Consider the following 24,426-nt stretch of genomic DNA (forward strand, 5'->3'; position numbering starts at 1 on the left):
CCGATGCTGTCGGCGGCTGCTTGTTCACAGGCAATTTTCTCGGTCTACAGCCGGTCTTGCCCGCATCTGGTGCCCGTTTGATGCAATGTGCTCTTTCTGTGGCTTTTTTGTTACAGCCGCCACAATGAGCCGATGCTACGTAGATGCCGGGTTCACCAGGGGCATGGTAATGATCAGCAGAAAATTCACGAAATCTCTTCTTCTCGGCGCAGTTTCTGTTCTGGCGCTTGGGTCGGTCTCTCATGCCGCCGACGTGGTCGAACCGGTCGTGGAGACGGCGGGCTTCAACTGGAGTGGCATCTACGTCGGCTTTGGCGTTGGCGCCGGGGCGAACGTCCACGAGTTGAGCAGCGACTTCATTCCTGGGGTGTCGTTCAACGGTATTGGTGGCGAAGGCCTGTACGGTGAACTCACCGTTGGGTATGACTATATGGTGGCGCCGCGGTTCCTGATCGGCGGACTTCTGGACGCTCATGCCGGCAACATCGAAACCTCCCTCGACGTTGCTGGATTCGACGCATCGGTCAAAGAGACCTATGGTTTCGACGCTGGCTTGCGGGCAGGCTACCTCTTCACGCCAAACACTTTGGGCTATGTCCTTGGTGGCTATTCATGGCAGAAATACAAATTTGACACGAGCGCAGGTTTTGACTTCGACTGGGACCAGAGCGGCTACTTCGTCGGAGCCGGCGTCGAGACGGCCATCAACAGCAACTGGACCATCAAAACCGAATATCGTTTTACGCAATTCAGCACCAACGATGATGTCCTTTCCGAGTTCGGTGTACCGGATGGCGCAATCAACCTCGATACATCGCGTCACACGTTCCAGGTAGCAGCCAATTATCGTTTTGGCGCCCAGAATGGCGGTGTCTCTTCCTTTGAGGCACCTACCTACAACTGGACCGGCTTCTATATCGGCGGTGCGGGCGGCGCGGGTGCGTCGGTGCATCAGATCAATGTTCCGCCGCTTGGCGACCTGGAGTTCAACGGTATCGGCGGCGAAGGCGTGTTTGGCGAATTGAACGCCGGCTACGATCATGACTTCGGCAGCTGGGTTGCCGGCGTTATGGTTGATGCTCGCTACTCCGGCATGACCTCGGAGCTGGAAGTGCCCGGCGGGTCCATTAATCTGGACACCGACTATGGTTTCGATGTGCTGGGCCGGGTCGGTTTGAAGGTCAACGAATCAACCCTCGCCTATGTGCTTGGCGGTTACAGCTGGCAACATTTCGATCTGAACGCATCTTCACCCATCGGCGACATCATCGATTGGGGCTCGAGCGGCTTCTCGGTCGGTGGTGGTTTGGAAGCGGCCGTGACCAACAACGTAACTGTCGGTCTCGAATATCGCTATTCGCAGTTTGCCGAGAAGGACATTCTGGAGGAGTTTGGAGGGCCGAGCGATGTCCTCACCACCACTCCTTCTTTCCACACCGTCCGTATCGGTGCGAAGTATAAGTTCAACTAAGGCCCTCCAGGCAAATCGTTCAAGCCCGCCGGCTAATCCCGGCGGGTTTTTTTGTTTTGCGAACAATGCAGGCACAAAAAAGCGGAGCCAAAGCCCCGCTTCCTCGGTTATCGAGATTTCCGCCGGTTCATCCGCGGTCGGCAAATCGATCGACAGTCTCTTTCTACCGCTTGTATGCGACGGGAGTGCGACAGGCCCAAGCCGGTGCAGCCTGTTCGGTTACGCGCGGTCGATCCGGCACTGATAGCAATTGTTGCGGGCCGAGCGGATGTGGACGTAGGCAATGTCGTCGCGTTTGAACAACGTCTCTGCCCGTGCGGCAATGGCGTCGGTCGGAATGACGCCGCCGCTACCGTAAACAATACGGTCGTCCTTGCCATAACCGCGCACGATGTAATCGCTGCTTTCGAGCATTTCTGGAAGCAACTCAACCTCGGCAGCGCGTTCGCATTCTTCCGCATGCAGAAAGATCGGCCCGGTTTCGGCATAAGGCTGCAGCTCCGGAAAAGGCCTATAGGCCAGAACAAGATAGGCTTCCCCCGCAGCAACATTCTTCAAGCAATGACGGCAAGGCACGCCGTCGCCGTCCGAAATCTGCCGCTCTGGCATCAGGCCATAAGCATCCGCCCCGCCGCGCTGAAGTGCCCGGACTGCGTCGGTTGGCAAGGCTTTGAATCTTATCGTCATGGCAAAATCTCCGGTGTCGTTGACCGGAAATTATGCTCGCAAGACAGAGCTTCCCACCCGATTCCTGCCGAAATGGATCAGTCCATCAGCGCGTCGAGACCGCGAACCAGACCCTTGATCTGCTGTACCCGTCTGATGGCGAGCAGCGTGCCCGCCACATAGGGTGCCGCGGACGAGCCGGCGTCGTGGCGGATGGTCAGCCGCTCGTCTGGCAGGCCGAACAGCGCCTCGCAGGACAGGATGTAGGACGGCAGGCGAAGCGCGTGCACTTGCACCCCCTCGCCTGCGCCGACCGCACCCCCGCGTGTAGCCGGCACGCCAGAGACCTCGGAGACCGGCTTTGCCGTTGAGGTCTTGCGGATGTCGGCCAACGCCTCAGCAAGCTCCCGTGCGGTACCGGAGGGCGCGTCGGGCTTCTTTGCACTGGCATAATCGATGACCTCGACATCCGGCACGTATTTTGCCGCCATAAGTGCAAACCGCTTCATCAGCGTGGCGGTGATGGAAAAGTTGCCGGCGGCAACGACGCCGACGCCGTTGGCGCGCGCCGCGGCATCGATGTCGGCATAGTCGGCAGCACCCAGTCCCGATGTGCCGATCACAGCGTGCCGTCCCTTGTCGATGGCGAGCAGCACATGGTCTTTCACGACATGCGGCTTGGTGAAGTCGACCAGCACGTCCGACGGCGCCTCCAGCGCCTCGGCCAGCGAAGCCGAAACGACAATACCATTAGCCGGCATGCCAACCAGCAGACCGGAATCCTGCCCAGCGCCGCTGCGTGACACGGCCCCGGCCAGCGCCATGTCGCCTTGCGCCCCGATCGCCGGAACCAGCGCCTTGCCGACCCAGCCCGTCGCACCGGCCATTACCACCCGTATTGTCATCGTGCGATCCTCCATCACCATCGGTTTTTAGACGACAGCGATATGGAAAGTGCCCGGCTCATACAAGTCGGACACACCTTTGAGTGTTGATCCAGACCCCTGGGCGTGGCAACGACAAGCTGAAGCCTGGATGAACGGCCTGAATCAGGGCCGCATGACGCTGGCCGCGCGCTCGGCGAAAGACATCGGATGTACGACCTCTTTTTTTTGCGCCACTGGCGTAAAGCCTAGTTTTTGATAGAGCGGCAGTGCTGCCGGGTGATCGAGGGTGCAGGTTTGCACGGTTACCCGCCTTGGCCCGTGCGACCACGCCGCGGCGATTGCCGCACCGAGGAACCAGCGGCCGATGCCTTGCCCGGTCGCGTGCTCCATCATTCCGAAATAAGCGAGTTCCACTTCCTCCGGCAAATGCGGTTTGAGGTCGAAGAAGCCGGCCGGCGCACCATCCAGATAAAGCACCCTGATGTCGCGGTCCTCGCGGTGGATGCCCGCCGCAAGCTCCTCGTCGTTCAGCCTCAACACATTGACCCAGTGCCATTTGCGGCCGACCCGATCCATCAAATAGCGATAGAAATGCAGCGGAATGTCTTTGGTCTTGAGCAGCGCGATCTGGCGGTTGTACGGCAGAGGCGGCGAATAGGCAGGCGGCACATGCATTTCGAGAAACGTCACGGTGACGTCGATGTCTTCCCGCGATCCGTCTTCCATCCCCGTCAGTCCTTGCCTGTCACGACGGGCGTGTCGGAAAGCCCGCCCCATTCGGTCCACGAACCGTCATAAAGCCTGTTGTCGGTATGGCCAAGCGTCTCCAAAGCTAGCGTGATGGCTGCCGCGGTGACGCCCGAGCCGCAGGAGGTGACGACCGGCTTCGACAGGTCGATGCCCGCTCCTTCGATCACGTTGCGTAGCCTGTCCTTTGGCAACAACTCGCCGTTTTCCGAAAGCGCCGAAAACGGCACGTTGTGCGCGCCCGGCATATGACCGGAGCGGATGCCGGGGCGCGGCTCCGGCTCGGTGCCGGCAAAACGGCCAGGCGAGCGCGCGTCGGCGATCTGGCTCTCCCCCGTCTCGACGATCCGGCGCATGTCCGCAAGGCTGGCGACGCGGGCGGCATCAAAGTTGGCATAAAACACGCAAGGGGCGATCTTCGTCGGCTCCGCCGTCACCGGCCGTCCGGCGGCTTTCCAACGATCGAAGCCGCCGTCGAGAACATAGACTTGGAATACGCCCATGACGCGAAACAACCACCAGACGCGCGGTGCAGAAAAGAACCCTGGCCCGTCATAGACAACAATCGTGTCATCGGCCGAAATACCCATCGCGCCGACATATTGCGCGAAATGCTGCGGCGACGGCAGCGTGTGCGGCAGAGCCGCGTCGGGGTCCGAAACCGCGTCCTGGTCAAGGAAGCGGGCGCCTGGAATATGCGCTGCGTCATACTCGGCGCGCGCGTCGCGCTTTTGTGCCGGCAGATACCAGGACGCGTCGACAATCGTCAGGCCGGGCTTGCCGAGCCGCTTCTGCAACCAATCGGCATCGATGGTGAAAGGACTGTCGTCGGCCATCTTTTCTCTCCTGTCCCGCCTGTCGCAGTCCTATATCAGGCTGGCGGCATAGGACCAAAGCGAATGCGGAAGCGCCGGTTCTCGCGGCCCTTCTTCTCGATCTTGCCGATATGGATCTCGCCGATTTCGCCGGTGCTCTTTACATGGGTGCCGCCGCAAGGCTGGCTGTCGATCGAGGCGTTCTCGCCGATGCAGACCAATCGGATCTTTCCCGTGCCAGCCGGAGGGCGCACATTCTTGGATTTCACCAGGCCCGGATTGGATGCCAGTTCCTCGTCGGAAATGAGCCGGGTGAAGATCGGGTGGTCGGCCCGCACCAGCTCCATCAGTCTGGCCGTTACGTCTTCCTTGGTAAAGCCGGCGTCCGGGATGTCGAAATCGATACGGCTGTCGTCCTCGGAAACCGCGGCGCCGGTGATCGGGAACGGGCAGACGACGGTAAGCAGGTGGCAGGCAGAATGCATGCGCATCAGCAACTGCCGCCGCGGCCAGTCGATGGCGAGCCGCATGCGCTCGCCCACCTTTGGAACTGCCTGCTCCAGCGCCGGCACATGGATGATCTCGTCCTTGGTTTCGCCGGTGATCGTAGCGGCAATCGCTATGCCGGTGCCGTCGGCGCGCTCGAGGCTGCCAGTGTCGCCCGGCTGCCCGCCCGATGTGGCGTAAAACACCGTCCGGTCCAGAATGATGCCCCCGCGATCGTTGACTGCGACGACGGTGGCGTCGGCCGTCCCCAGATAGGCGTCGTCACGAAACAGCGCTTCGGTCTTGTGCGCCATCACGCAACCCTTTCGAACGGTACCGAAATCGTGCTCTGTTGCTCCATCCACCCCGGCACCGGCAGCTTCTTTTCGCGCAGGAATTCAGGATTGAACAGCTTCGACTGGTAGCGCGTGCCGTAGTCGCAAAGCATGGTCACGATGGTGTGGCCGGGGCCTAACTCGCGCGCCAGGCGAATGGCGCCGGCAATGTTGATGCCGGTCGAACCGCCAACGCAAAGCCCCTCCTCCTGGATCAGGTCGAATATGATCGGCAGTGCGTCCTCGTCGGGGATCTGGAAGGCAAAATCGGGTGTAAAGCCTTGGAGATTGGCGGTGATCCGCCCCTGCCCGATGCCTTCGGTGATCGAACTGCCCTCGGATTTCAGCTCGCCGCTGGTGTAGAAGGAATAGAGCGCAGCCCCCAGCGGATCGGCCAGCGCTATCTTGACTTGGCTGTTCTTGGCCTTCAGCCCGAAACCGACGCCTGCCAGAGTGCCGCCGGAACCGACCGCCGACACGAAACCATCCACCTTGCCGTCGGTCTGGTTCCAAATTTCTTCGGCCGTAGTGCGGATATGGCCGTCACGGTTGGCGACATTGTCGAACTGGTTGGCCCAGATCGCGCCGTTCGGCTCGGTCTTCGCCATCTGCTCGGCCAGCCGGCCCGACAGCTTCACGTAGTTGTTCGGGTTCTTGTAAGGCACGGCGGGCACTTCGATCAGCTCGGCGCCGAGCAGTTTGATTGTATCCTTCTTCTCCTGGCTCTGGGTGTCGGGAATGACGATCACCGTGCGGTAGCCGAGCGCCTTGGCAACCAGTGTCAAGCCGATGCCGGTATTTCCGGCCGTCCCCTCGACGATGACGCCGCCGGGCCGCAGCAACCCGCGCTGCTCCGCATCGCGGATGATAAACAGGCCGGCGCGGTCCTTGACCGACTGCCCGGGATTCATGAATTCGGCCTTGCCCAGGATCTCGCAGCCGGTTGCTTCCGAGGCCTTGTTGAGGCGGATCAGGGGCGTGTTGCCGATCACGTCGATCACAGAACGGGGCATGGAGATTCCTTTGTGGGTGCGGCGAAACCCTAGAAACCCGAAGCTTCGGTTTCAAGGCAAGAATTTGCCTGGTCCAGTCGCATTCGCACACTGCAATTCCTGCACCCAAGGGCGCCCAGCCGGTATTCATTTCAACGATGTACCGAAAAGCACTCTTTTCATTCGATTTCTTCACCGGTAGAGCGCAGGTTAAGAAGAGCCGGCGGGGCGCAGCATGACACTCTATCGGGCCAATCCGAAGCATGGCGTCGCCTGGATTACGGGCGGCAGCAGCGGTATCGGCCGTTCACTGGCCAAGGATCTTGCCGCTCAGGGCTATGTCGTCGCGGTGACTGCGCCCGATGACCATCCGATCGATACGCTCATCGTCGAAACGGCGCAGATGTCGGGGGGTGTTGCAGCCTTTCCTTGCGACGTGACCGACGAAAAACGCATGGCAGAGACGGTTGCAGCGATCGAGAAAAATCTCGGTCCGATCGTGTTGGCAGTGTTCAACGCGGGAAGCTATATCGCAACGCCGGGCGAGGATCTTGTCGCGCGCAATTTCCGTCGGTCTTTCGAAGTCAATTATTTCGGCATCATCAATGGCCTGGTGCCGGTCATCGAACGCATGCGCGTACGCTCGCGCGGCCATGTCGTGCTGATCGGTTCGGTCACCGCCTATTTCGGCTGGCCCACTACCGCCGCTTACGGCGGCACCAAGGCGGCAGTCAATATCTTGGCCGAGTCGCTGAAATACGATTTCGACAAGATGAACGTCCGCATCCAGGTGATTAATCCGGGCTTTGTCGACACGCGGCTGACTGAGAAGAACTTCCTGCCGATGCCGGGCTTGATGCCGGTCAACCTGGCCTCGCGCCGTATCGCGCAAGGCATCGAATGTGGCGGCTTCGAAGTCACTTTCCCACGCCGCCTGAGCTGGACGCTGAAGCTGCTCAGGATGCTGCCGAGGCCGTTCTCCCGATGGGTGATCAGCACGGTCACCCGCTGGAATGCGCGGCCGCTGAATTTCGACCGCAAGCCACCGGTCGAATAGGATCGGTGGCGGGGCGACGGATCGTGTTTGCGGGTCGCTGGGGCGCCACGTCATTGCCGGCGACGCGCTCGCGCCATCGACCACGCCTTCCCTCGCGCAGCGGATTGTCGTGTGGGTCGAGGCGGTGGTGAAGTAAACCAAAGGCCTCAAGCAAAGGGCGACTGAAGCATCACTCCGGTCGCCCTTTTCAATCGTGAGTAACCAAGCCAGGCTTGGCCGGACGCAAAACGGTCAGGTTATGCCGCCCGCGCAGCCGGCCGCTTGCCGCCGAAGCGGCGCTTGTTGTTGCCCTTGAAGGGCTTGGCGCCTTCCGGCTTGCGGTCGCCCGCAAAGGCCGGCTTGTCGCCGCCGAAACGCTTCTTGGCGAAGCCGTTGTTGGCGCCGCCGGGACGCCTGCCGTCGCGACGGCCGTTGTGGTCGTTGCGATCGTTGGCCGGCTCGAAGCTGCGCTCGTTCTTCTCGGCCGGATTGCGCTGCGGATCGGGGCTGCCGAGATGATCGGCAACGATCGGCAGCTTGGTGCGGATGATACGCTCGACCTGGCGCAGCTTGGCGTTTTCCGAAGGGTCGCAAAGCGTGATGGCGATGCCATCCATGCCGTTACGGCCGGTGCGGCCGATGCGGTGGACATAGCTCTCCGCCTCGTCCGGCAGGTCGAAATTCACCACATGGCTAATGCCGGGCACATCGATGCCGCGTGCTGCAATGTCGGTCGCCACGAGAATTCGCACCGAGCCTTCGCGGAAATCGTTGAGCGCCTTCTGGCGGGCATTCTGCGACTTGTTGCCGTGGATAACGGCGGCCTTGAAGCCGTCGCGCTCGAGGTCCTTGGTCACCCTGTCGGCGCCATGCTTGGTGCGCGAAAAGATGATAACGGACTTCATCGCGTCGTCGGCGAGCATCGTCGACAGCACCTGGCGCTTCTGCTTGGTGCGGGCAAAGACGACGCCCTGCACGATCTCCGCGGCCGCAGTGCTGTGGGGGGCGACCTCGACGCGGATCGGGTTCTTCAGCAAGCCTTTCGCCAGCTCGGCGATTTCGGCCGGCATAGTCGCCGAGAACAGCACCGTCTGACGGTCCGGCGCCGTTGCCCTGGCGATGCGCTTGACGTCGTTGATGAAGCCCATGTCGAGCATGCGGTCGCCTTCGTCGAGCACCAGCCATTTGGTGTCGGCAAGTACGAGGTCGCCCTCACGCACCAGATCGGTCAGCCGGCCAGGCGTGGCGATCAGGATGTCGACGCCGGGTGCAACCTTCTTGACCTGGCTGAAGCGCGAGACGCCGCCAAGCACCAGCGCGGTCGAGACATGTGCGCCCTTGGCGAGAATCTTGATGGTGTCCTCGATCTGTACGGCGAGCTCGCGCGTCGGCGCCAGGATCAGCGCACGAGCCGTCTTCGGCCGGCGCCTGGTGCCAAGCGCGATGATCTTCGACAGGATCGGCAGCGCGAACGCCGCGGTCTTGCCCGAGCCGGTCTGGGCGATGCCGAAAATGTCGCGGCCTTCGAGCTGCGGCGGGATAGCCTGCGCCTGAATCGGCTTGGGATCGGTAAAGCCGGCGGCATGGGTGGCCTTGAGCAGTGCACCGCTAATTCCAAGTGCGGCGAAACCGGTCAGTTCCCCAGTGTTCTCACCGGTCAAAGTGTTTTCATTGGTCAAAATATTCTTCTTTCATGCGGCTTCTGGCCGCAAACATCGATGGCGGCAGGGCGCAACCTGCCGTCGAAAATTGTCATGAAACGACAAGGCGGGCGGACGTCATCGTCCACACGGCTGCGCTGTCGTGCCCGCAGGCTTCATGCCACGGGGCTTTTTCGCCACCTTGCCGATATGTCGGGAAGAGGGAAAACAGACGCAACCAGTCTCATTCGTCGAGAAGGCCGGAGTTTCCCGGCCCAAGCGCCTATGCCGCCGCATATGGCCCACTTCGCTTCGGAATGCAAGGGGTCGGATGCTGCAGCGCAGCAGAAGCCATGGCGAAGCGGCGCTTGCGCTCACTTGCTGCCACGATTACCACAATCCAGCTTTCCGTTTTGGGGACCGGTCATGAAGGACGTGCTGAAGGAACTCGAGCGGCGCCGCGAGATCGCCCGCATGGGAGGCGGCCGAGCCCGCATCGAGGCCCAGCACAAGAAGGGCAAGCTCACCGCCCGTGAGCGCATCGACGTCTTCCTCGACGAAGGCTCGTTCGAGGAGTTCGACATGTTCGTCGAGCACCGCTCGACCGATTTCGGCATGGAGAAAACCAAGATCGCCGGCGATGGCGTCGTTACCGGCTGGGGCACCATCAACGGTCGCCCGGTCTATCTTTTCGCCAAGGATTTCACCGTGTTCGGCGGCTCGCTGTCCGAGGCGCATGCCGAAAAGGTGGTCAAGGTGCAGGAGATGGCATTGCGCAACCGCGCGCCGATCATCGGCATCTACGACGCCGGCGGCGCCCGCATCCAGGAAGGCGTGGCGGCGCTCGGCGGCTACGCCGAGATCTTCCAGCGCAATGTTCTGGCCTCCGGGGTCATCCCACAGATTTCGCTGATCATGGGCCCTTGCGCAGGCGGCGACGTCTATTCGCCGGCGATGACCGACTTCATCTTCATGGTCCGCGGCACCTCCTACATGTTCGTCACCGGGCCGGATGTGGTGAAGACCGTCACCAACGAGACGGTCACCGCCGAAAGCCTCGGCGGCGCTTCCGTCCACACGACGAAGTCCTCGATCGCCGACGGAGCCTACGACAATGACGTCGAGGCGCTGTTGCAGATGCGCCGGCTGGTCGATCTGCTGCCCGCCTCCAACACGGCGGAAATTCCCGAGATCGAATGCCACCAGTCGGTCACCGATCACGATCTGTCGCTCGACAGGCTGATCCCCGACAATGCCAACAAACCCTACGACATCAAGGAGTTGATCCTTAAAGTTGCCGACGAGGGTGACTTCTTCGAAATCCAGCAGAATTTTGCGAAAAACATCGTCACCGGCTTCGGCCGTGTCGAGGGCCGCACCGTCGGCTTCGTCGCCAACCAGCCGATGGTGCTGGCCGGCGTGCTCGATGCCGACGCCAGCCGCAAGGCGGCGCGCTTCGTACGCTTCTGCGACTGCTTCTCGATCCCGATCGTCACCTTCGTGGACGTTCCGGGCTTCCTGCCCGGCACCGCGCAGGAGTATGGCGGGCTGATCAAACATGGGGCCAAGCTTCTGTTCGCCTATGCCGAAGCGACCGTGCCAAAGATCACCGTCATCACGAGAAAGGCCTATGGCGGCGCCTATGACGTTATGGCGTCAAAGCATTTGCGCGGCGACATGAACTATGCCTGGCCAACGGCGCAGATTGCCGTCATGGGCGCCAGGGGCGCGGTCGAGATCATCTACCGCAAGGACATCGGCGATGCGGAGAAAATCGCTGCGCATACAAAGGCTTACGAGGATCGCTTCCTTTCGCCCTTCGTTGCCGCCGAGCGCGGCTATGTCGACGAGGTAATCATGCCGCATTCGACCCGCCGGCGCATCGCTCGCGCACTCAGGATGCTGCGCAACAAGGATATGCAGAACCCCTGGAAGAAACACGACAATATACCGCTGTGAGGCGCTGATGTCGCGCCTGATCCTCTACATGGGAGCGCGCTTCGGCAGGTTTGCCGTCCTGCTTTTCGCTCTGCCGCTGTTCTGCCCAATAGTCTTATGGATCTGGTTTCTCGACCGGCATCCGCTCGCCGTCATCGCGGCTGGCGTTGTTGCGATCCCAGCTGCGATGCTGGGCATGGTTCTGTTGATCGGGACATTGTTCGCCGGTTTTCGACCCAGCAAGGCGGAGGGGATCGCTCGGGAATCAGCCCCGAAATTATGGGCCATCTGGGAGAGTATTGCCGGAAAACACCGCGCCAGCCGGACTACCATCGTGCTGAGCCCCGATCTCAACGCCAGTATCGGTGAAGAGCGGCCGTTTCTGGGGCTGCTTGGCCGTAGGGCGATTCTCACCATCGGCCTTCCTCTGCTCGCAGTGACCGACCAAAAGGCTTTTGCCGCGATCTTGGTCCATGAGAACGCACATCTGAGAAACAAGGACACAAACGGCGGCCTCAACCTGGCCGAACTCGAAAAAAGCTTCGATCTAATCTTCGACTTCGCTCCTCCGGGAAAAACCGTTTCGGGCAGCCTGTTCTACTGGATGCTTGGTCCGCTGTCGCGCACGCTGGAGCGCGAAGAAATACGGTTGTCGCGGCGGGCGGAAATTGACGCGGATCGCCATGCAGCGATGTCCGGCGACGCATATGAAGCGGCCCGCGCCCTGCTACTGATCGGTGCTGCCAGTGCGTTTTTCGATGATCAGGTCTACAGTCCGATCCGGCGTGAACTGCTTGGCGCCATGACGCCGCCTCGTCCACCACTCGAAAGGATCCTCGCGGCGGCAGTTCACTTGTCGAGACTTCCCATCCTGCAGGAGTATGCGCAAAAAGCGTGGGACGCGCCCGATAACGAAAGCGCGGACCATCCGCCCTGGTCCGACCGTCTGATTGCTCTTGGATTTAGCTCGGTGCCAAAGATAGAACCAATTCTGGTTTCCGCCTTGTCGAGCCTGCTGAGCGATACGATCGTCGCCGAACGCGTCCGGCATTTCGACGGTGAATGGACATCGAACATCGCCGACGACCTCGATCGATAGCTGTCCGCCTGGAGCTACTGCGGCCAATGTCAGAGTCGTCGGCCTATTCCGCTTCCGCCGCTCCGAACCCGGCTCCCATCGTCGCGCTGACAGCGCCCGACCACGGCGTGGCGTGATTGTCGATGCGCATCTGGAAGATGAAATAGGTCGGCGAGCAGAAGCCGATGCCTTTCACCTTGCCGATGCCCGGCATATCGGGCGGCAGCGACTGGCACATGTAATCCTCGCGACAGAAATGGTCGGCCGAGCAGGCGGGACGATTACCGCGATTGACAGCGCCGCCCAGGCACTGGTCGAAATTATTGGTCGCCACGCATGTGTCGAATTTTTTGCCGCCGACCAATCCGCAAATCTCGTTCGGCATCGGCTTGCCCGGTTTGAAGGCGGCAAAGCTGCGATCCCGATCGTCGCAGCCGCGATAGGCGATACCCGCCGGCACGCCGATCTTCGGCGGTCGGCAGGTGTAGCCAGTACGCGAAATGCCTGGCGCGAGCGCCGCGAACTGGCCGGTGATGATATAGCGGTCATTGAAAGGTTGCGCCGGGTTGCTGGTGATCGAGCCGGTCAGGCACGGATGGCCGGAGAATATGTTTTCGCTGTCCTTGGGCAACAGACATTGCGCCAGCTTGGTGCGCACGCCGGACGCGGTCGCCAGCGGCGTGCAGACGGTGCCGCCGCCGCATTGCCAAGTCGCGCCGAAACGGGCTGCATCTTCCGGCATGAAGCACGGCATCGCCATTTCGGCCGGCGAATAGGCAATTTCGCTGGCATCGTTCCATGTCGCCGGCGGCGCGAAGGACAGCGGGCGGAAGCGGTTCGGTTCCTTGCCCCCGGCAGTCGCGCGCAGCCAGGCGACGCGGCGCGGGACATCGGCGTGAAGATGCGGTGAGATACCGACCTCGATGCGGTTGAGCGGCGAGGTCGTCTTGTCATCCAGGCCGATAAAGTGGAACCCGGCGGTCGAACCCGCCTGATGGCAGCCTTGGCAGGCGCCATTGTCCAGCCGCTCGACCAATGCCTCTGGCGTGCGCACCAGCTTCCGCTTGGAATAATCAAGCCCGGCTAAATCCGCGGGCTGGAACAGTGGCGTGAACGGGTGGTTGGCCTGCCTTGCGCTGCCGAAAGTCGACCATGAGACTACCTTCTTTGCCAAGAATTTATCGGGGATTTGGTAGACGCCGGAGTCGATTGCCGCGACATTGGTGCGGACATAGTCGGCAAGTCTTGCTTTCAGCGCAGCGTCGTCGGCGAGACGTGCCGTGTCGGGCGTGTTTTCCAGCGGTCTTTCACTGACAGCCCCGCCGTCGATGCCGAAAATGCGCATGAGATAGGCGGCCTGTCCGCCGAATTCGGTCTCCTGGCCGGAGGGGAAGCGGACCACTTGCGCATTGAGCTCGAGCTGCTTGAAGGTGAGCGCCGCTCTTTCCAGCGGCCCGCCGATCAGCCAGCCGGCATCGACGCTCTCGTCGAGTTGTGGTGCCCAGCGTCCGGCGACGCCGACACAACCGCCATCGGCATCCGGCGCGACATTGTAGATGGCACTGAAATTGAACGGCAGGCGCGAGGCCAAAACCTTGCCGTTCTTCTTGAAGCTGTAGGCGAGGCGATAGATGAAGCGCACTTCGCCGCAACTCGTGTCGCCTTGCAGCGCGGCGAAGTCGCGCCGATCGAGCCGGTTGACTATGCCGACGAGACGGAAGCGCGCGGCATCGGTCCTCAGCCAGCGCATGTCCATGACACGGCCGACATTGCCGTCGGTCACCTCGTAAAGCGGCCGGCTGCCGGCCTTCATCTCGGCCCGCAATGCTGCGACGTCGCTTGCAATCGTTTCGACGATCGCATGATAGGCCGGCGCCTTGTCGTAGAGAGTCTTCAAATCGCCCTTGCCATCGACGCCGAAAATGCCGGCGAAACCATAGCCCTTGCTGTCAAGCTCGGCGAGAACAGCCGGGTCGTCGACGATGGTTAGCGGAGTTTCGGCGTTCGCGGCCTGTACCATGGACATGGCACTAATGATCGCAACGAGCAGCGCAATCAGGCGGTTCATTCGGCAGCCATCCCGCGGCTTTCAACGAGCTCGCGCAGCACCGCCACCAGCGCCAGCGGCAGGTCCTCGGCGATCAGCCCCGGTCCGAAACGGCTGCCGGTCTCGGCATGGATCCAGACTGCCGCACAGGCCGCTTCGAAGGCTGGCATGCCCTGAGCCAGCAACCCGGCGATGATGCCCGACAGCACATCGCCCGAACCGGCGGTAGCCAGCCATGAGGCACCATTGCTGTTGATCGCTGCCCGGCCATTGGGGGCCGCGATCACTGTGTCGGCGCCCTTGTAGACGAGGATAGCACTGGCACGCTTAGCGGCGGCGCGGGCTTTGGCGAGCTTGGACAAATCGTGGTGCCCGGCGACATCGGGAAAAAGCTTGGCGAACTCGCCCTCATGCGGCGTCATCACCAGAGCCGGCGTTTTCGGTCGACGGGCGGCTTCGAACAGGGCATCCGGCGTGTCGCGAAACGAGGTGATGCCGTCGGCGTCGAGCACCAGCCCGTCGATCCCGCTGCCCTGCCCATGGGCGTTGCCGAGTACGACCAGGGCAAAATCGCGCGTTTTCTCCCCGATGCCAAATCCCGGGCCAAGCACGAAGGCCGATGGGCGGCGGCTGCCGACGAATTCGTCCACATCCGCGATAGTGTCTATCTTGTGCAGCATTACCGAGGTCAGATGCGCCGCGTTCACCTGCATGGCGTTCGCCGGCGACAGCAAGGTGACGGCCCCTGCCCCGCTCCGGGCCGCGGCAAGCGCCGACAGCCGCGCAGCACCCGTCGTCGACGGTCCGCCGGAAAAGACGCCAACATGGCCGCGCTTGTACTTATGGGCGTCGACCGCCGGAACCGGAAGGCGGTCAAGCCAGAGCGCCGGAATGTTCTCGAATGTTCGCGGTTGAAGCTGCGCAACGATGCTGTTGTCTATGCCGATATCGGCGAGCTCGATGTCGCCGCACAGCTCGCGCCCCGGCAACAGCAGATGGCCTGGCTTTTTTCGCGCGAAGGTCACCGTGGTCCGGGCCCGGAAGGCCTTTCCTAACACATTGCCGCTCTCGCCTGAAACGCCCGACGGCAGGTCGACCGCCACAACCGGCAAGTTCAATTCGGCCGCAATGTCGATCACCTTGGCGGCATCGCCGGACAGCGGCTTAGACAGCCCCGCCCCATAGAGCGCGTCAACCACGACGGAGCCCACCTCGGCAACGAAATCCGACAGCGGCCGAGCTTCAACCGGGCATTCCGAGGCAGCGAGTGCCGCATCACGGCCGCCTTTGGGCGATCCGGACGCCCACACAGAGACATCGACGGCGCTCTCCCGAAGGATCCGGGCCACGACATAGCCGTCGCCGCCATTGTTACCGGGGCCGCAAAGCACGTGGACGCGTGTCGCCGCCGGGTAGCGCTTGAGCACTACGGCGGCAACCGCAGCGCCGGCATTGCGCATCAGGCCAATACCGTCGAATGGACCGGCGGCAATCGCCAGCCGGTCGGCCTCGGCCATTTCGGAGGGAGACAAAAGTTCGTTGCTCATGAAATATCAGGCGACATGCACATCATTTCCCCAAGCATTGTCCAGTTTTTGATCCGACGCAAACAACGAAGGTCCCCAAGCAAATTTGGCGGCGCACCTCGTTCGGGACGACGGCGCGCAGCTGCTCATGAAATATCCGATCTGCCCAATTTTTGTGCGGACGGCAGGACCGGCGGTGTGTAGGCTCGCGGCGTTCATGGCACATCCGACGCAGCGAATGATGCGAATGTACATTCCTGCGCGGCATGGTATCCAAATCATGTGAGGCTGCTCGGCGCCCCATCAATTGGCACAGTTCGTGCTTGATTGAGGCGCAAGCGGGGCTCACAACCCGTCTTTTTTGGCAGTGGAGGCCACTTTTTACATGAAAAAGATCGAAGCGATCATCAAGCCGTTCAAGCTAGACGAAGTGAAAGAAGCGCTTCAGGAGGCCGGGCTGCAAGGCATCACCGTGACCGAAGCCAAGGGCTTTGGCCGCCAGAAGGGCCACACCGAGCTTTATCGCGGCGCCGAATATGTCGTCGACTTCCTGCCAAAGGTGAAAATCGAGGTCGTGCTCGGCGACGATGCGGTCGAAGCCGCGATCGAAGCCATCCGCAAAGCGGCCCAGACCGGCCGTATCGGCGACGGCAAGATCTTCGTCTCGAACATCGAGGAAGTGGTGCGCATCCGCACCGGCGAAACCGGCATGGACGCCGTCTGAATTTTCCCGTTAAAAGGCCACGTTCAAACGTCATCACATAGGGAAGCAGGGACATGACGACAGCCAAAGACATCATGAAGCAGATCAAAGACAACGACGTGAAGTTCGTTGATCTGCGCTTCACCGATCCGAAGGGCAAACTGCAGCACGTAACGATGGATGTCGTCGAGGTCGAGGAAGACATGTTTGCCGATGGCGTCATGTTCGACGGTTCCTCGATCGCCGGCTGGAAGGCGATCAACGAGTCCGACATGGTGCTGATGCCCGATGCGGATACGGTGCATATGGACCCGTTCTTCGCCCAGTCGACCATGGTCATCCTGTGCGACATTCTCGATCCGATCTCGGGAGAATCCTACAACCGCGACCCCCGCGGCACCGCCAAGAAGGCCGAGGCCTACATGAAGGCCGAAGGCATCGGCGACCAGATCTTCGTCGGTCCTGAAGCCGAGTTCTTCGTGTTCGACGACGTCAAGTACAAGGCCGATCCCTACAACACCGGCTTCAGGCTGGATTCCACCGAACTGCCGTCCAATGACGACACCGACTATGAGACCGGCAATCTCGGTCACCGGCCGCGCATCAAGGGCGGCTATTTCCCGGTGCCGCCGATCGATTCGGCACAGGACATGCGTTCGGAAATGCTCACTGTGCTCGCCGAAATGGGCGTGCGCGTTGAAAAGCACCATCACGAAGTGGCCGCCGCGCAGCACGAGCTCGGCATCAAATTCGACACGCTGGTCCGCAACGCAGACAAGATGCTGATCTACAAATATGTCGTGCACCAGGTCGCCAACGCCTATGGGAAGACGGCCACTTTCATGCCGAAGCCGGTGTTCGGCGACAATGGCTCGGGCATGCATGTCCACCAGTCAATCTGGAAGGAAGGCAAGCCGACTTTCGCCGGCAACGAATATGCCGGCCTGTCCGAGAGCTGCCTGTTCTACATCGGTGGCATCATCAAGCATGCGAAGGCGATCAACGCCTTCACCAACCCGCTGACCAATTCCTACAAGCGCCTGGTTCCGGGCTATGAAGCGCCGGTGCTGCTCGCCTATTCGGCACGCAACCGCTCGGCCTCGTGCCGCATTCCGTTCGGCTCGTCGCCGAAATCCAAGCGCGTCGAGGTCCGCTTCCCCGATCCTGGTGCCAACCCCTATCTCGCATTTGCCGCCATGCTGATGGCCGGCCTCGACGGCATCAAGAACAAGATCCACCCGGGACAGCCGATGGACAAGGATCTCTACGACCTGCCGCCGAAGGAATTGAAGAAGATCCCGACCGTCTGCGGGTCGCTGCGCGAAGCCCTGCAGAGCCTCGACAAGGACCGCGGCTTCCTGAAGGCCGGCGGCGTCTTCGACGACGACCAGATCGACAGCTATATCGAGCTCAAGATGGCCGAAGTGATGCGCTTCGAAATGACCCCGCATCCGGTCGAATACGATATGTATTATTCGGTGTGATCCCGAACCTCATAGTCACGTAGAAAAAACCCCGGCGGAGACACGCCGGGGTTTTTTGATGCAATGCGATGGGAAAGAAAGTCACGGCGCAGACACCCGAGGTCCGCGCCGTGAACGCATTCTCAAGCCGCGGCCGAAACCTCGGCGCTGGTCGGGACGGAGGCGATCGTCTTCAATATCTGCGAAGCGATCTGGTAGGGGTCGCCCTGCGAGTTCGGACGGCGATCCTCGAGATAGCCCTTGTAGCCGTTGTTGATAAAGGAATGCGGCACGCGGATCGAAGCGCCGCGGTCGGCGATGCCGTAGCTGAACCTGTTCCAGGGCGCGGTCTCGTGCTTGCCGGTCAAACGCTTGTCGTTGTCCGGCCCATAGACGGCGATGTGATCCATCAGGTTTTTGTCGAAGGCTGCCATCAGCGCCTCGAAATAGCTCTTGCCGCCGACTTCGCGCATATAGGCGGTCGAGAAGTTGGCATGCATGCCGGAGCCGTTCCAATCGGTGTCGCCGAGCGGCTTGCAGTGGTATTCGATGTCGATGCCGTACTTCTCGGTCAGGCGCTGCAACAAATAGCGCGCCATCCACATCTGGTCGGCGGCCTTCTTGGAGCCCTTGCCAAAGATCTGGAATTCCCACTGGCCTTTGGCTACCTCGGCGTTGATGCCTTCATGATTGATGCCGGCGGCAAGGCAAAGGTCGAGATGCTCCTCGACGATCTGCCTGGCGACGGAGCCGACATTGCTATAGCCGACGCCAGTGTAGTACGGGCCTTGCGGCGCCGGATAGCCACTCTCGGGGAAGCCGAGCGGACGGCCGTCCTTGTAGAAGAAATATTCCTGCTCGAAGCCGAACCAGGCGCCCTCGTCGTCGAGAATGGTGGCGCGTTTGTTGGACGCGTGCGGCGTTACGCCGTCCGGCATCATGACTTCGCACATGACGAGCGCGCCATTGGTGCGGGCGGGATCCGGATAAACGGCGACCGGCTTCAAAACGCAGTCGGAGCTGTGGCCCTCGGCCTGCATGGTCGAAGAACCGTCGAAGCCCCACAGCGGAAGCTGGTCGAGCGTCGGAAACTCGGCGTAGTCCTTGACCTGCGTCTTTCCGCGAAGGTTGGGAACCGGGGTATATCCATCGAGCCAAATGTACTCGAGCTTGTATTTCGTCATTCTAGCCTCTCGTTGCTTGATCACCGAACCCTGGATGGCGCCGGGGCGAGCCGGCCTGTCCAGCAGCCGACCTGCCGGACTAGTAAAATGCAATTCGTGTGCCATTCTCGCCGGCGACGGATGCGGCAAAAGTGGGGTTGTATCCACCCAAAATCGCTGGTCCGCTGTCATGCTGCGCTCGGATCATCCACAAGCACATTTTGCACAAATAATATGCAAGTACTGATCTTTTCGTAATCATGTTGCCTAATTCGGTTGCTGAACCTATGTTGGGGAAAGGTTGAATCGGCAAGGTTCTGTCGAAGAAAGGAAACCGACAATGGAAATCACTTCCACTCGTCAGTCGGCCAAAATCCTGATGTTCCCGGTGGCAGCGCGCGCCTCTGCCTCAAATTTAAGCGGAAAGGCTAAGTTCGCGGCAGAACTTGCTTCTTTGCGCAACCGAACGGATTTCGGAAGTGCCTGGTATCATGAGGCAGCGATCGAGGAAGCGAAACAGGATCGGAAGAGCTAAGCCCTGCACTCGATAAATTGAAAAAGCCCGGCGCGATCGCTCGCGCCGGGCTTTGCTTTGAACCGGGACGGGCCGGCTACTGTTTGGTGTGCAGGTCCGTTCCGAGCGTATCCCTGATAAAGATCATGCCTATGATCAGCGACATCGCCGCGATCACCACGGGATACCAGAGACCGTAGTAGATATCGCCCTTGTAGGCGCTGAGCGCGAACACCGTCGCCGGCAGCAGCCCGCCGAACCAGCCATTGCCGATGTGATAGGGCAGCGACATGCCGGTGTAACGGATGCGGGTCGGGAACATCTCGACCAGGATCGCGGCGATCGGCCCGTAGACCATCGTGACGAAGACCACGAGGATGAACAGGATGGCGATCGTCATCGGCCAGTTGACCGCTGCAGGGTCGGCAAACATGGCGAAGGGACCGCCGCCGGGTACGGTATAGACGGTAACCTCCGGGGCTCCCGCAGCCTCGTCGGCAGTCAGCAGCTTGTCCTTGATCGCCTGGTCAGTCGGAACGGTTGCCTTGTCGCCGGCGCGGATTGCCGCGGCATCGAGCTTCAGCTCAGGATTGGCCGCAATAAAGGCCTCGAGCTTCTGGTCCGGCACCTTGGCGGCTGCCCGCTTCAGCGGGTAGCCGCCATCCCGAAGTGCCGTGTAGACCGCCTTGGCGAAAGCGGCATCCTTGGCCTTGGCCTGATCGCCGGCCGCCGTGGCGTCATAAGACTCAACCGTCTCGTTGCCGATTTTGACCGACGCGGCTGTACCGGGCGCCGCAGTCGATACCACGTCGTACGGCACCGAGTTCTTGGTCAGGAACGAGGTGGCGATATCGCATGAGGTCGTGAACTTTGCAGTGCCCACCGGGTTGAACTGGAACTTGCAGTCTCCCGGTGCCGCGGTCACCGTCGCGCGTGTGTTCTGCTGCGCGGTGGCGAGCGCCGGATTGGCTGCCCAGGTCAGCGCCTTGAACAAGGGGAAGGTGCAGACGATCGCCAGTGCAAGGCCGGCCATGATGATCGGCTTGCGGCCGATCTTGTCGGAGAGCCAGCCGAACACGACGAAGAAGATCGAGCCAATCGCCAGCGCAATGGCGATCATGATGTTGACCGATTGCGCCTCGACCTTGAGCACGTTCTGCAGGAAGAACAGCGCATAGAACTGGCCGTTGTACCAGACCACGGCCTGACCGGCGGTAAGGCCGAGTAGCGCCAGCAGCGCGATTTTTGCGTTCTTCCACTGGCCGAAGGCTTCCGTCAATGGTGCCTTGGAGCCTTTGCCTTCGTCCTTCATGCGCTGGAAGGTCGGCGATTCGGAGAGCGACAGCCGGATCCAGAGCGAGATGCCGAGCAGCAGGAAGGAGACCAGGAAAGGAACGCGCCAACCCCAGGCGGCATAAGTTTCCTTGCTCATCGACGCCTGCACGATCAGGATGACGATCAGCGACAGGAACAGGCCGAGCGTCGCCGTCGTCTGGATCCATGACGTGTAGTAGCCGCGGCGGTCGTCGGGCGCATGTTCGGCGACATAGGTCGCGGCGCCGCCATATTCGCCACCGAGCGCCAGGCCCTGCAGCATGCGCAGGATGATCAGGATCACCGGCGCGGCGATGCCCCAGCTCGCATATCCGGGCAGAAGGCCGACCAGGAAGGTCGACAGGCCCATGATCGTCATGGTGACGAGGAAGGTATATTTACGGCCGACGAGATCACCGATGCGGCCGAACAGCAGGGCGCCAAACGGGCGCACCAGGAAACCGGCCGCGAAGGCGAGCAGGGCGAAGATGTTGCGTGTCGCTTCCGGCGCCGACGAGAAGAAGGTGGCGCCAATGAAGGCGGCCAGCGAGCCGTAGAGATAAAAATCGTACCATTCGAAAACGGTGCCGAGCGAAGAAGCGAAGATGACCTTCTTCTCCTCGCGTGTCATGCCGCGGCTTGTTTTGCCGGCGGTCGATGCCATTGCCATGAGCGTATCCTCCCGTGTGACTCCGTCAGCCCTCGATGCTGCGCGTCATCGTCCGCGTTTCCTCGCAACGCAGACTCAGTGCAGCCACCGGTGCAAAAAATGACAGAAAGCAGTGCCCAGAGGCAGACCGCCTTTGGGATTATGACTTTGGTCTAATGTGCAGTGCGAAATAGCGGGCGGTGCCGTCAGCCTTTGAGAGCTTCGAGCAGCTTGACTGCGGCCATCATGTCGCGCTTGCGGGCAGCACGGCGCGCGAGCGCCTCTGCATCATGGCCCCATTGCTCGGCCTGCCAGTCCTCGTCGACATGACCGGCAGCCCAGGCCGCCTCGCCGTCGAGCTCGCCGAAGTCGACGGCGAGCGCCAGCAGCGCCGATCCGGTCAGCGAGGTCATGACGTGGATGGCGGCAAGGCGCAGCGGATCGGCACGTTGGGCAAGATGCTGGCCGAGCAGCGCGATACTCTCGCGCGGCTGTTCGACATGGATCACGCCTTCGGCGAGATGGAACCGGGCGCCGAGTGCGCTGCGCACCCAGTCGATGACCGGGTCCCAATGCTCGTTCTGCCGGTCGACTAGTCCTTGGGGCGCATCGGCGCGGTAGCAGAGCAGATCGGATGAGGCGAAGCGCAGTATGTCCTCCAGCACCGCCTGGGGATCACTGGCGACGCCATCGATTGCCGTATTGACCAGACGCATCACCGGCATCGTCACCGGGTCGATGGTCTCCTCCTGTGCGGCGAATTCCTCGGCGACGAGAGCAGCCGCCTTTTCAGTCGGCAGCGCCAGCAGCGCCTTGGCCGGCGTGCGGACGGGCTTGCCATCGAGGTGGACGGCAAAACCATCTTCGACCGGCGCGACTGCGACGGTCTTGTAGAAGCGCTTCGGCAGTTGCGTCTTCATCTGGATCTGGGCGCGACGCACCGGGTCCGGATCGGAGAGCTGCTTTCCCGCTTCGAGGTCGTTCAATATGTCGCGCATGCTCATCCGGGGGCTTGTTTTCGGGCCGGCCGATTGACGATGATAAGACCGGCGGCGATGAGGCCGAGTGCCAGGAAGATACGAACGGTCAACGGCTCGTTCAAGAAGACGGCGCCGCAGAGCACACCGAACACCGGCGACAGGAAGGTGAAGCTCGACAGTCCAGATGCAGGGTAGCGCCGGAGCAGCCAGAACCACAGAACATAGGTGAACGCGACGACGTAGACGGCCTGGAACAACAGAGCCAAGGTCGGCAGAACGGCAAAGCTGCGAACTGGCGGGCCGGCAAAAGGCATCACCAAAATCCCGACGACGGCGGCCCCGGCCAGTTGATAGAGCAGCAGCTTTTCGGCGCTGGCCGTCACCAGCTTCGACCGCTTGATGACGATATTGGTCACGGCCCACAGAATGCCGGCGCCGAGACTGAGCAAATCGCCGCTCAATGTTGCGCCGCCATTGGCGCTCAGTTTGTCGGAAAACACCGCGACCAGTCCGGCGAAAGCGAGCAGAAGACCAACGAGCTTGCGTGCCGTGATGCTTTCACCCAGCAGGAAATGGCCGCCGACCAGCATCCAGAACGGCATGGTGTTGACCAGCAAGGTGTTGCGCACGACGGTGGTGTGTTCGAGCCCGACATACAGAAACAGGAACTCGAGACCGAAAAGCGCGCCTGCCAGAATGCCGGCGACGAGGGTCTTGTCGGGCGTGAACAGCGCGATGCCGCGCCAGCGGCACCAGCCGAAAACACACAGGCCGCCGATCACCGAGCGGGCGATCGACAGGAAAACGGGATCGTAGCCGGCATAGGAGATCTTGGCGGCGACGTAGTTCAGCCCCCAGGAAAAAGTCAGCCCAACCATGATGGCGGCGGCCGCCAGATCGACCGCGTCACGGCGGTCGAGCGTATCTGTGGCGACGCCCACCGGCCCTAGTCCTCCGCGCTGGCGTCGTCGAAGCCGATCAGGTTCCAGCTCTGGCGCATGTGCGGCGGCATCGGCGCGGTGACGTCGACAAACCCCTTGTCGGGATGCGGGATGACGATGCGGCGGGCGTGCAGATGCAGGCGGTTCTGCATGCCGCCGGGAAAATCCCAATTGGTGTCGGCCTCGAAATATTTGGGGTCACCGATGATCGGGCAGCCGATATGCGCGGCATGGACACGAAGCTGGTGGGTACGGCCGGTATACGGCTCCATCTCCAGCCAGGTCATCGTCTGTGCAGCCTGCTCGATGATACGGTAGTAGGACACGGCGTGGTCGGCGCCCTTTTCGCCATGCTTGGCGATGCGCACGCGATCGCCGTCGGGCGTCGGTTCCTTGATCAACCAGGTCGAGATCTTGTCCTCGCGCTTCGGCGGCACACCCTTGACCAGCGCCCAGTAGGTTTTCTTCGTCTCACGCGCCCGGAACGCTTCGGCGAGCTTCATGGCGGCGAGCCTTGTACGGGCGACAACCAGAACACCCGACGTGTCGCGGTCGAGCCGGTGCACCAGACGCGGCTTCTCGCCCTTCTGGTTGCGCCAGGCTTCCAGCATGTCATCGACATTGCGGGTGACCCCGGAGCCGCCTTGCACCGCCAGGCCGGCCGGCTTGTTGAAGACGAAGACCTTCGGGTCCTCATGGATCAGCATCTTGGCCAGGACATCGGCGTCGCCCTGGTTGCGTATCGAATGGCCGGTCAGCGGGCTTTCGCCTTTCTTGTCGACTTCGAGCGGCGGCACACGCACCGTTTGGCCGGCTTCGACGCGGGTATCGGCCTTCACCCTGCCGCCGTCGACGCGGATCTGGCCGGAACGCAGCAGCTTCTGCAGATGACCAAAACCGAGACCGGGGAAATGGCTCTTGAACCAGCGGTCGAGCCGCATGCCCGCCTCACCGGCGTCCACTGTGATCTGTTCAACGCCTGCCATGATTCCAATCGCCGTTTTGCAGGCATGCAACGGCATTCGCCGGCACCCG

The 24,426-nt window shown here is 61.6% G+C and carries 21 protein-coding genes; 7 read left to right on the plus strand and 14 right to left on the minus strand.

All coding sequences use genetic code 11. From position 1 onward, the window contains the following. Positions 1 to 169 precede the first annotated feature (169 nt). The gene (locus tag NKJ13_RS15750; protein ID WP_352478814.1) at positions 170 to 1,471 is read left to right on the plus strand and encodes an outer membrane protein; all 1,302 of its coding nucleotides are present in this window, start codon (positions 170 to 172) and stop codon (positions 1,469 to 1,471) included. Between the two features lie 219 nt (positions 1,472 to 1,690). On the opposite strand, the gene NKJ13_RS15755 is transcribed toward NKJ13_RS15750, so the two are convergent. The 6 genes from NKJ13_RS15755 to NKJ13_RS15780 form a co-directional block, all read right to left on the minus strand. Continuing rightward, a complete protein-coding gene (locus NKJ13_RS15755) occupies positions 1,691 to 2,158 on the minus strand; it encodes a DUF1203 domain-containing protein (protein ID WP_254817179.1) in 468 nt (155 codons plus the stop codon). Positions 2,159 to 2,235: 77 nt separating this feature from the next. After that, the gene (gene dapB, locus NKJ13_RS15760) at positions 2,236 to 3,042 is read right to left on the minus strand and encodes a 4-hydroxy-tetrahydrodipicolinate reductase (RefSeq protein ID WP_352736428.1); all 807 of its coding nucleotides are present in this window, start codon (positions 3,040 to 3,042) and stop codon (positions 2,236 to 2,238) included. A 144-nt stretch (positions 3,043 to 3,186) separates the two neighbouring features. Next, on the minus strand, positions 3,187 to 3,750 hold the full coding sequence (locus tag NKJ13_RS15765) for a GNAT family N-acetyltransferase (RefSeq protein WP_352689283.1): 564 nt from the start codon (positions 3,748 to 3,750) through the stop codon (positions 3,187 to 3,189). Between the two features lie 5 nt (positions 3,751 to 3,755). After that, positions 3,756 to 4,607: a 3-mercaptopyruvate sulfurtransferase gene (sseA, locus tag NKJ13_RS15770; protein WP_352689281.1), complete on the minus strand. Its 852-nt coding sequence runs from the start codon at positions 4,605 to 4,607 to the stop codon at positions 3,756 to 3,758. Between the two features lie 35 nt (positions 4,608 to 4,642). After that, positions 4,643 to 5,386, minus strand: coding sequence for an alanyl-tRNA editing protein (locus NKJ13_RS15775; protein ID WP_254817175.1), 744 nt, complete (start codon positions 5,384 to 5,386; stop codon positions 4,643 to 4,645). Then, positions 5,386 to 6,420, minus strand: a complete 1,035-nt coding sequence (locus tag NKJ13_RS15780; RefSeq protein WP_254817174.1) for a cysteine synthase A — start codon at positions 6,418 to 6,420, stop codon at positions 5,386 to 5,388. The genes NKJ13_RS15775 and NKJ13_RS15780 overlap by 1 nt, the downstream gene beginning before the upstream one ends. 214 nt (positions 6,421 to 6,634) lie before the next feature. Here NKJ13_RS15780 and NKJ13_RS15785 point away from each other — a divergent pair, with 214 nt between their 5' ends. Then, a complete protein-coding gene (locus tag NKJ13_RS15785) occupies positions 6,635 to 7,456 on the plus strand; it encodes an SDR family oxidoreductase (protein ID WP_352736426.1) in 822 nt (273 codons plus the stop codon). Between the two features lie 236 nt (positions 7,457 to 7,692). Here the strand turns inward: NKJ13_RS15785 and NKJ13_RS15790 are convergent, their stop codons facing one another. Then, positions 7,693 to 9,114, minus strand: a complete 1,422-nt coding sequence (locus tag NKJ13_RS15790) for a DEAD/DEAH box helicase (protein ID WP_352689276.1) — start codon at positions 9,112 to 9,114, stop codon at positions 7,693 to 7,695. Between the two features lie 387 nt (positions 9,115 to 9,501). Here NKJ13_RS15790 and NKJ13_RS15795 point away from each other — a divergent pair, with 387 nt between their 5' ends. Together NKJ13_RS15795 and NKJ13_RS15800 are read left to right on the plus strand one after the other, a co-directional pair. Then, the gene (locus tag NKJ13_RS15795) at positions 9,502 to 11,034 is read left to right on the plus strand and encodes an acyl-CoA carboxylase subunit beta (RefSeq protein WP_352478807.1); all 1,533 of its coding nucleotides are present in this window, start codon (positions 9,502 to 9,504) and stop codon (positions 11,032 to 11,034) included. A 7-nt stretch (positions 11,035 to 11,041) separates the two neighbouring features. Further along, on the plus strand, positions 11,042 to 12,112 hold the full coding sequence (locus NKJ13_RS15800) for a M48 family metallopeptidase (protein ID WP_352689275.1): 1,071 nt from the start codon (positions 11,042 to 11,044) through the stop codon (positions 12,110 to 12,112). A gap of 43 nt (positions 12,113 to 12,155) precedes the next feature. On the opposite strand, the gene NKJ13_RS15805 is transcribed toward NKJ13_RS15800, so the two are convergent. Both NKJ13_RS15805 and NKJ13_RS15810 read right to left on the minus strand, forming a co-directional pair. Further along, a complete protein-coding gene (locus NKJ13_RS15805) occupies positions 12,156 to 14,159 on the minus strand; it encodes a hypothetical protein (RefSeq protein WP_352689273.1) in 2,004 nt (667 codons plus the stop codon). Further along, positions 14,156 to 15,685 carry an NAD(P)H-hydrate dehydratase gene (locus NKJ13_RS15810; protein WP_352736424.1) on the minus strand — a complete coding sequence of 510 codons (1,530 nt, stop codon included), beginning with the start codon at positions 15,683 to 15,685 and terminating at the stop codon, positions 14,156 to 14,158. The genes NKJ13_RS15805 and NKJ13_RS15810 overlap by 4 nt, the downstream gene beginning before the upstream one ends. 364 nt (positions 15,686 to 16,049) lie before the next feature. Here NKJ13_RS15810 and NKJ13_RS15815 point away from each other — a divergent pair, with 364 nt between their 5' ends. Together NKJ13_RS15815 and glnA are read left to right on the plus strand one after the other, a co-directional pair. After that, entirely contained in the window at positions 16,050 to 16,388 is a 339-nt protein-coding gene (locus NKJ13_RS15815; RefSeq protein WP_019857988.1) for a P-II family nitrogen regulator, read from the plus strand. 53 nt (positions 16,389 to 16,441) lie between these two features. Then, on the plus strand, positions 16,442 to 17,851 hold the full coding sequence (gene glnA / locus NKJ13_RS15820; protein ID WP_254817166.1) for a type I glutamate--ammonia ligase: 1,410 nt from the start codon (positions 16,442 to 16,444) through the stop codon (positions 17,849 to 17,851). Between the two features lie 122 nt (positions 17,852 to 17,973). Here the strand turns inward: glnA and NKJ13_RS15825 are convergent, their stop codons facing one another. After that, positions 17,974 to 19,014: a glutamine synthetase beta-grasp domain-containing protein gene (locus NKJ13_RS15825; protein ID WP_352645824.1), complete on the minus strand. Its 1,041-nt coding sequence runs from the start codon at positions 19,012 to 19,014 to the stop codon at positions 17,974 to 17,976. Between the two features lie 319 nt (positions 19,015 to 19,333). On the opposite strand from NKJ13_RS15825, the gene NKJ13_RS15830 reads away from it, so the two are divergent. Continuing rightward, entirely contained in the window at positions 19,334 to 19,528 is a 195-nt protein-coding gene (locus NKJ13_RS15830; protein ID WP_292660390.1) for a DUF2735 domain-containing protein, read from the plus strand. Positions 19,529 to 19,604: 76 nt separating this feature from the next. Here NKJ13_RS15830 and NKJ13_RS15835 read toward each other — a convergent pair whose 3' ends face one another. From NKJ13_RS15835 to NKJ13_RS15850, 4 genes are all read right to left on the minus strand, one after another. Continuing rightward, positions 19,605 to 21,491, minus strand: a complete 1,887-nt coding sequence (locus tag NKJ13_RS15835; protein WP_254817163.1) for an MFS transporter — start codon at positions 21,489 to 21,491, stop codon at positions 19,605 to 19,607. A 185-nt stretch (positions 21,492 to 21,676) separates the two neighbouring features. Then, the gene (locus tag NKJ13_RS15840; protein WP_352777881.1) at positions 21,677 to 22,468 is read right to left on the minus strand and encodes an ATP12 family chaperone protein; all 792 of its coding nucleotides are present in this window, start codon (positions 22,466 to 22,468) and stop codon (positions 21,677 to 21,679) included. Positions 22,469 to 22,470: 2 nt separating this feature from the next. Continuing rightward, entirely contained in the window at positions 22,471 to 23,328 is an 858-nt protein-coding gene (locus NKJ13_RS15845; RefSeq protein WP_502899811.1) for a DMT family transporter, read from the minus strand. Between the two features lie 68 nt (positions 23,329 to 23,396). Further along, positions 23,397 to 24,377, minus strand: a complete 981-nt coding sequence (locus NKJ13_RS15850; protein WP_352736418.1) for an RluA family pseudouridine synthase — start codon at positions 24,375 to 24,377, stop codon at positions 23,397 to 23,399. Positions 24,378 to 24,426 lie beyond the last annotated feature (49 nt).

The sequence above is a fragment of the Mesorhizobium sp. M0174 genome, from assembly GCF_040322275.1.
GTDB lineage: Bacteria > Pseudomonadota > Alphaproteobacteria > Rhizobiales > Rhizobiaceae > Mesorhizobium.

Coding starts and splice junctions, on each gene's coding strand:
- NKJ13_RS15750 (WP_352478814.1), top strand. CDS start 170: ATGATCAGCAGAAAATTCACGAAATCTCTTCTTCTCGGCGCAGTTTCT.
- NKJ13_RS15755 (WP_254817179.1), bottom strand. CDS start 2,158: ATGACGATAAGATTCAAAGCCTTGCCAACCGACGCAGTCCGGGCACTT.
- dapB (WP_352736428.1), bottom strand. CDS start 3,042: ATGACAATACGGGTGGTAATGGCCGGTGCGACGGGCTGGGTCGGCAAG.
- NKJ13_RS15765 (WP_352689283.1), bottom strand. CDS start 3,750: ATGGAAGACGGATCGCGGGAAGACATCGACGTCACCGTGACGTTTCTC.
- sseA (WP_352689281.1), bottom strand. CDS start 4,607: ATGGCCGACGACAGTCCTTTCACCATCGATGCCGATTGGTTGCAGAAG.
- NKJ13_RS15775 (WP_254817175.1), bottom strand. CDS start 5,386: ATGGCGCACAAGACCGAAGCGCTGTTTCGTGACGACGCCTATCTGGGG.
- NKJ13_RS15780 (WP_254817174.1), bottom strand. CDS start 6,420: ATGCCCCGTTCTGTGATCGACGTGATCGGCAACACGCCCCTGATCCGC.
- NKJ13_RS15785 (WP_352736426.1), top strand. CDS start 6,635: ATGACACTCTATCGGGCCAATCCGAAGCATGGCGTCGCCTGGATTACG.
- NKJ13_RS15795 (WP_352478807.1), top strand. CDS start 9,502: ATGAAGGACGTGCTGAAGGAACTCGAGCGGCGCCGCGAGATCGCCCGC.
- NKJ13_RS15800 (WP_352689275.1), top strand. CDS start 11,042: ATGTCGCGCCTGATCCTCTACATGGGAGCGCGCTTCGGCAGGTTTGCC.
- NKJ13_RS15805 (WP_352689273.1), bottom strand. CDS start 14,159: ATGAACCGCCTGATTGCGCTGCTCGTTGCGATCATTAGTGCCATGTCC.
- NKJ13_RS15810 (WP_352736424.1), bottom strand. CDS start 15,685: ATGAGCAACGAACTTTTGTCTCCCTCCGAAATGGCCGAGGCCGACCGG.
- NKJ13_RS15815 (WP_019857988.1), top strand. CDS start 16,050: ATGAAAAAGATCGAAGCGATCATCAAGCCGTTCAAGCTAGACGAAGTG.
- glnA (WP_254817166.1), top strand. CDS start 16,442: ATGACGACAGCCAAAGACATCATGAAGCAGATCAAAGACAACGACGTG.
- NKJ13_RS15825 (WP_352645824.1), bottom strand. CDS start 19,014: ATGACGAAATACAAGCTCGAGTACATTTGGCTCGATGGATATACCCCG.
- NKJ13_RS15830 (WP_292660390.1), top strand. CDS start 19,334: ATGGAAATCACTTCCACTCGTCAGTCGGCCAAAATCCTGATGTTCCCG.
- NKJ13_RS15835 (WP_254817163.1), bottom strand. CDS start 21,491: ATGGCAATGGCATCGACCGCCGGCAAAACAAGCCGCGGCATGACACGC.
- NKJ13_RS15840 (WP_352777881.1), bottom strand. CDS start 22,468: ATGCGCGACATATTGAACGACCTCGAAGCGGGAAAGCAGCTCTCCGAT.
- NKJ13_RS15845 (WP_502899811.1), bottom strand. CDS start 23,328: ATGGTTGGGCTGACTTTTTCCTGGGGGCTGAACTACGTCGCCGCCAAG.
- NKJ13_RS15850 (WP_352736418.1), bottom strand. CDS start 24,377: ATGGCAGGCGTTGAACAGATCACAGTGGACGCCGGTGAGGCGGGCATG.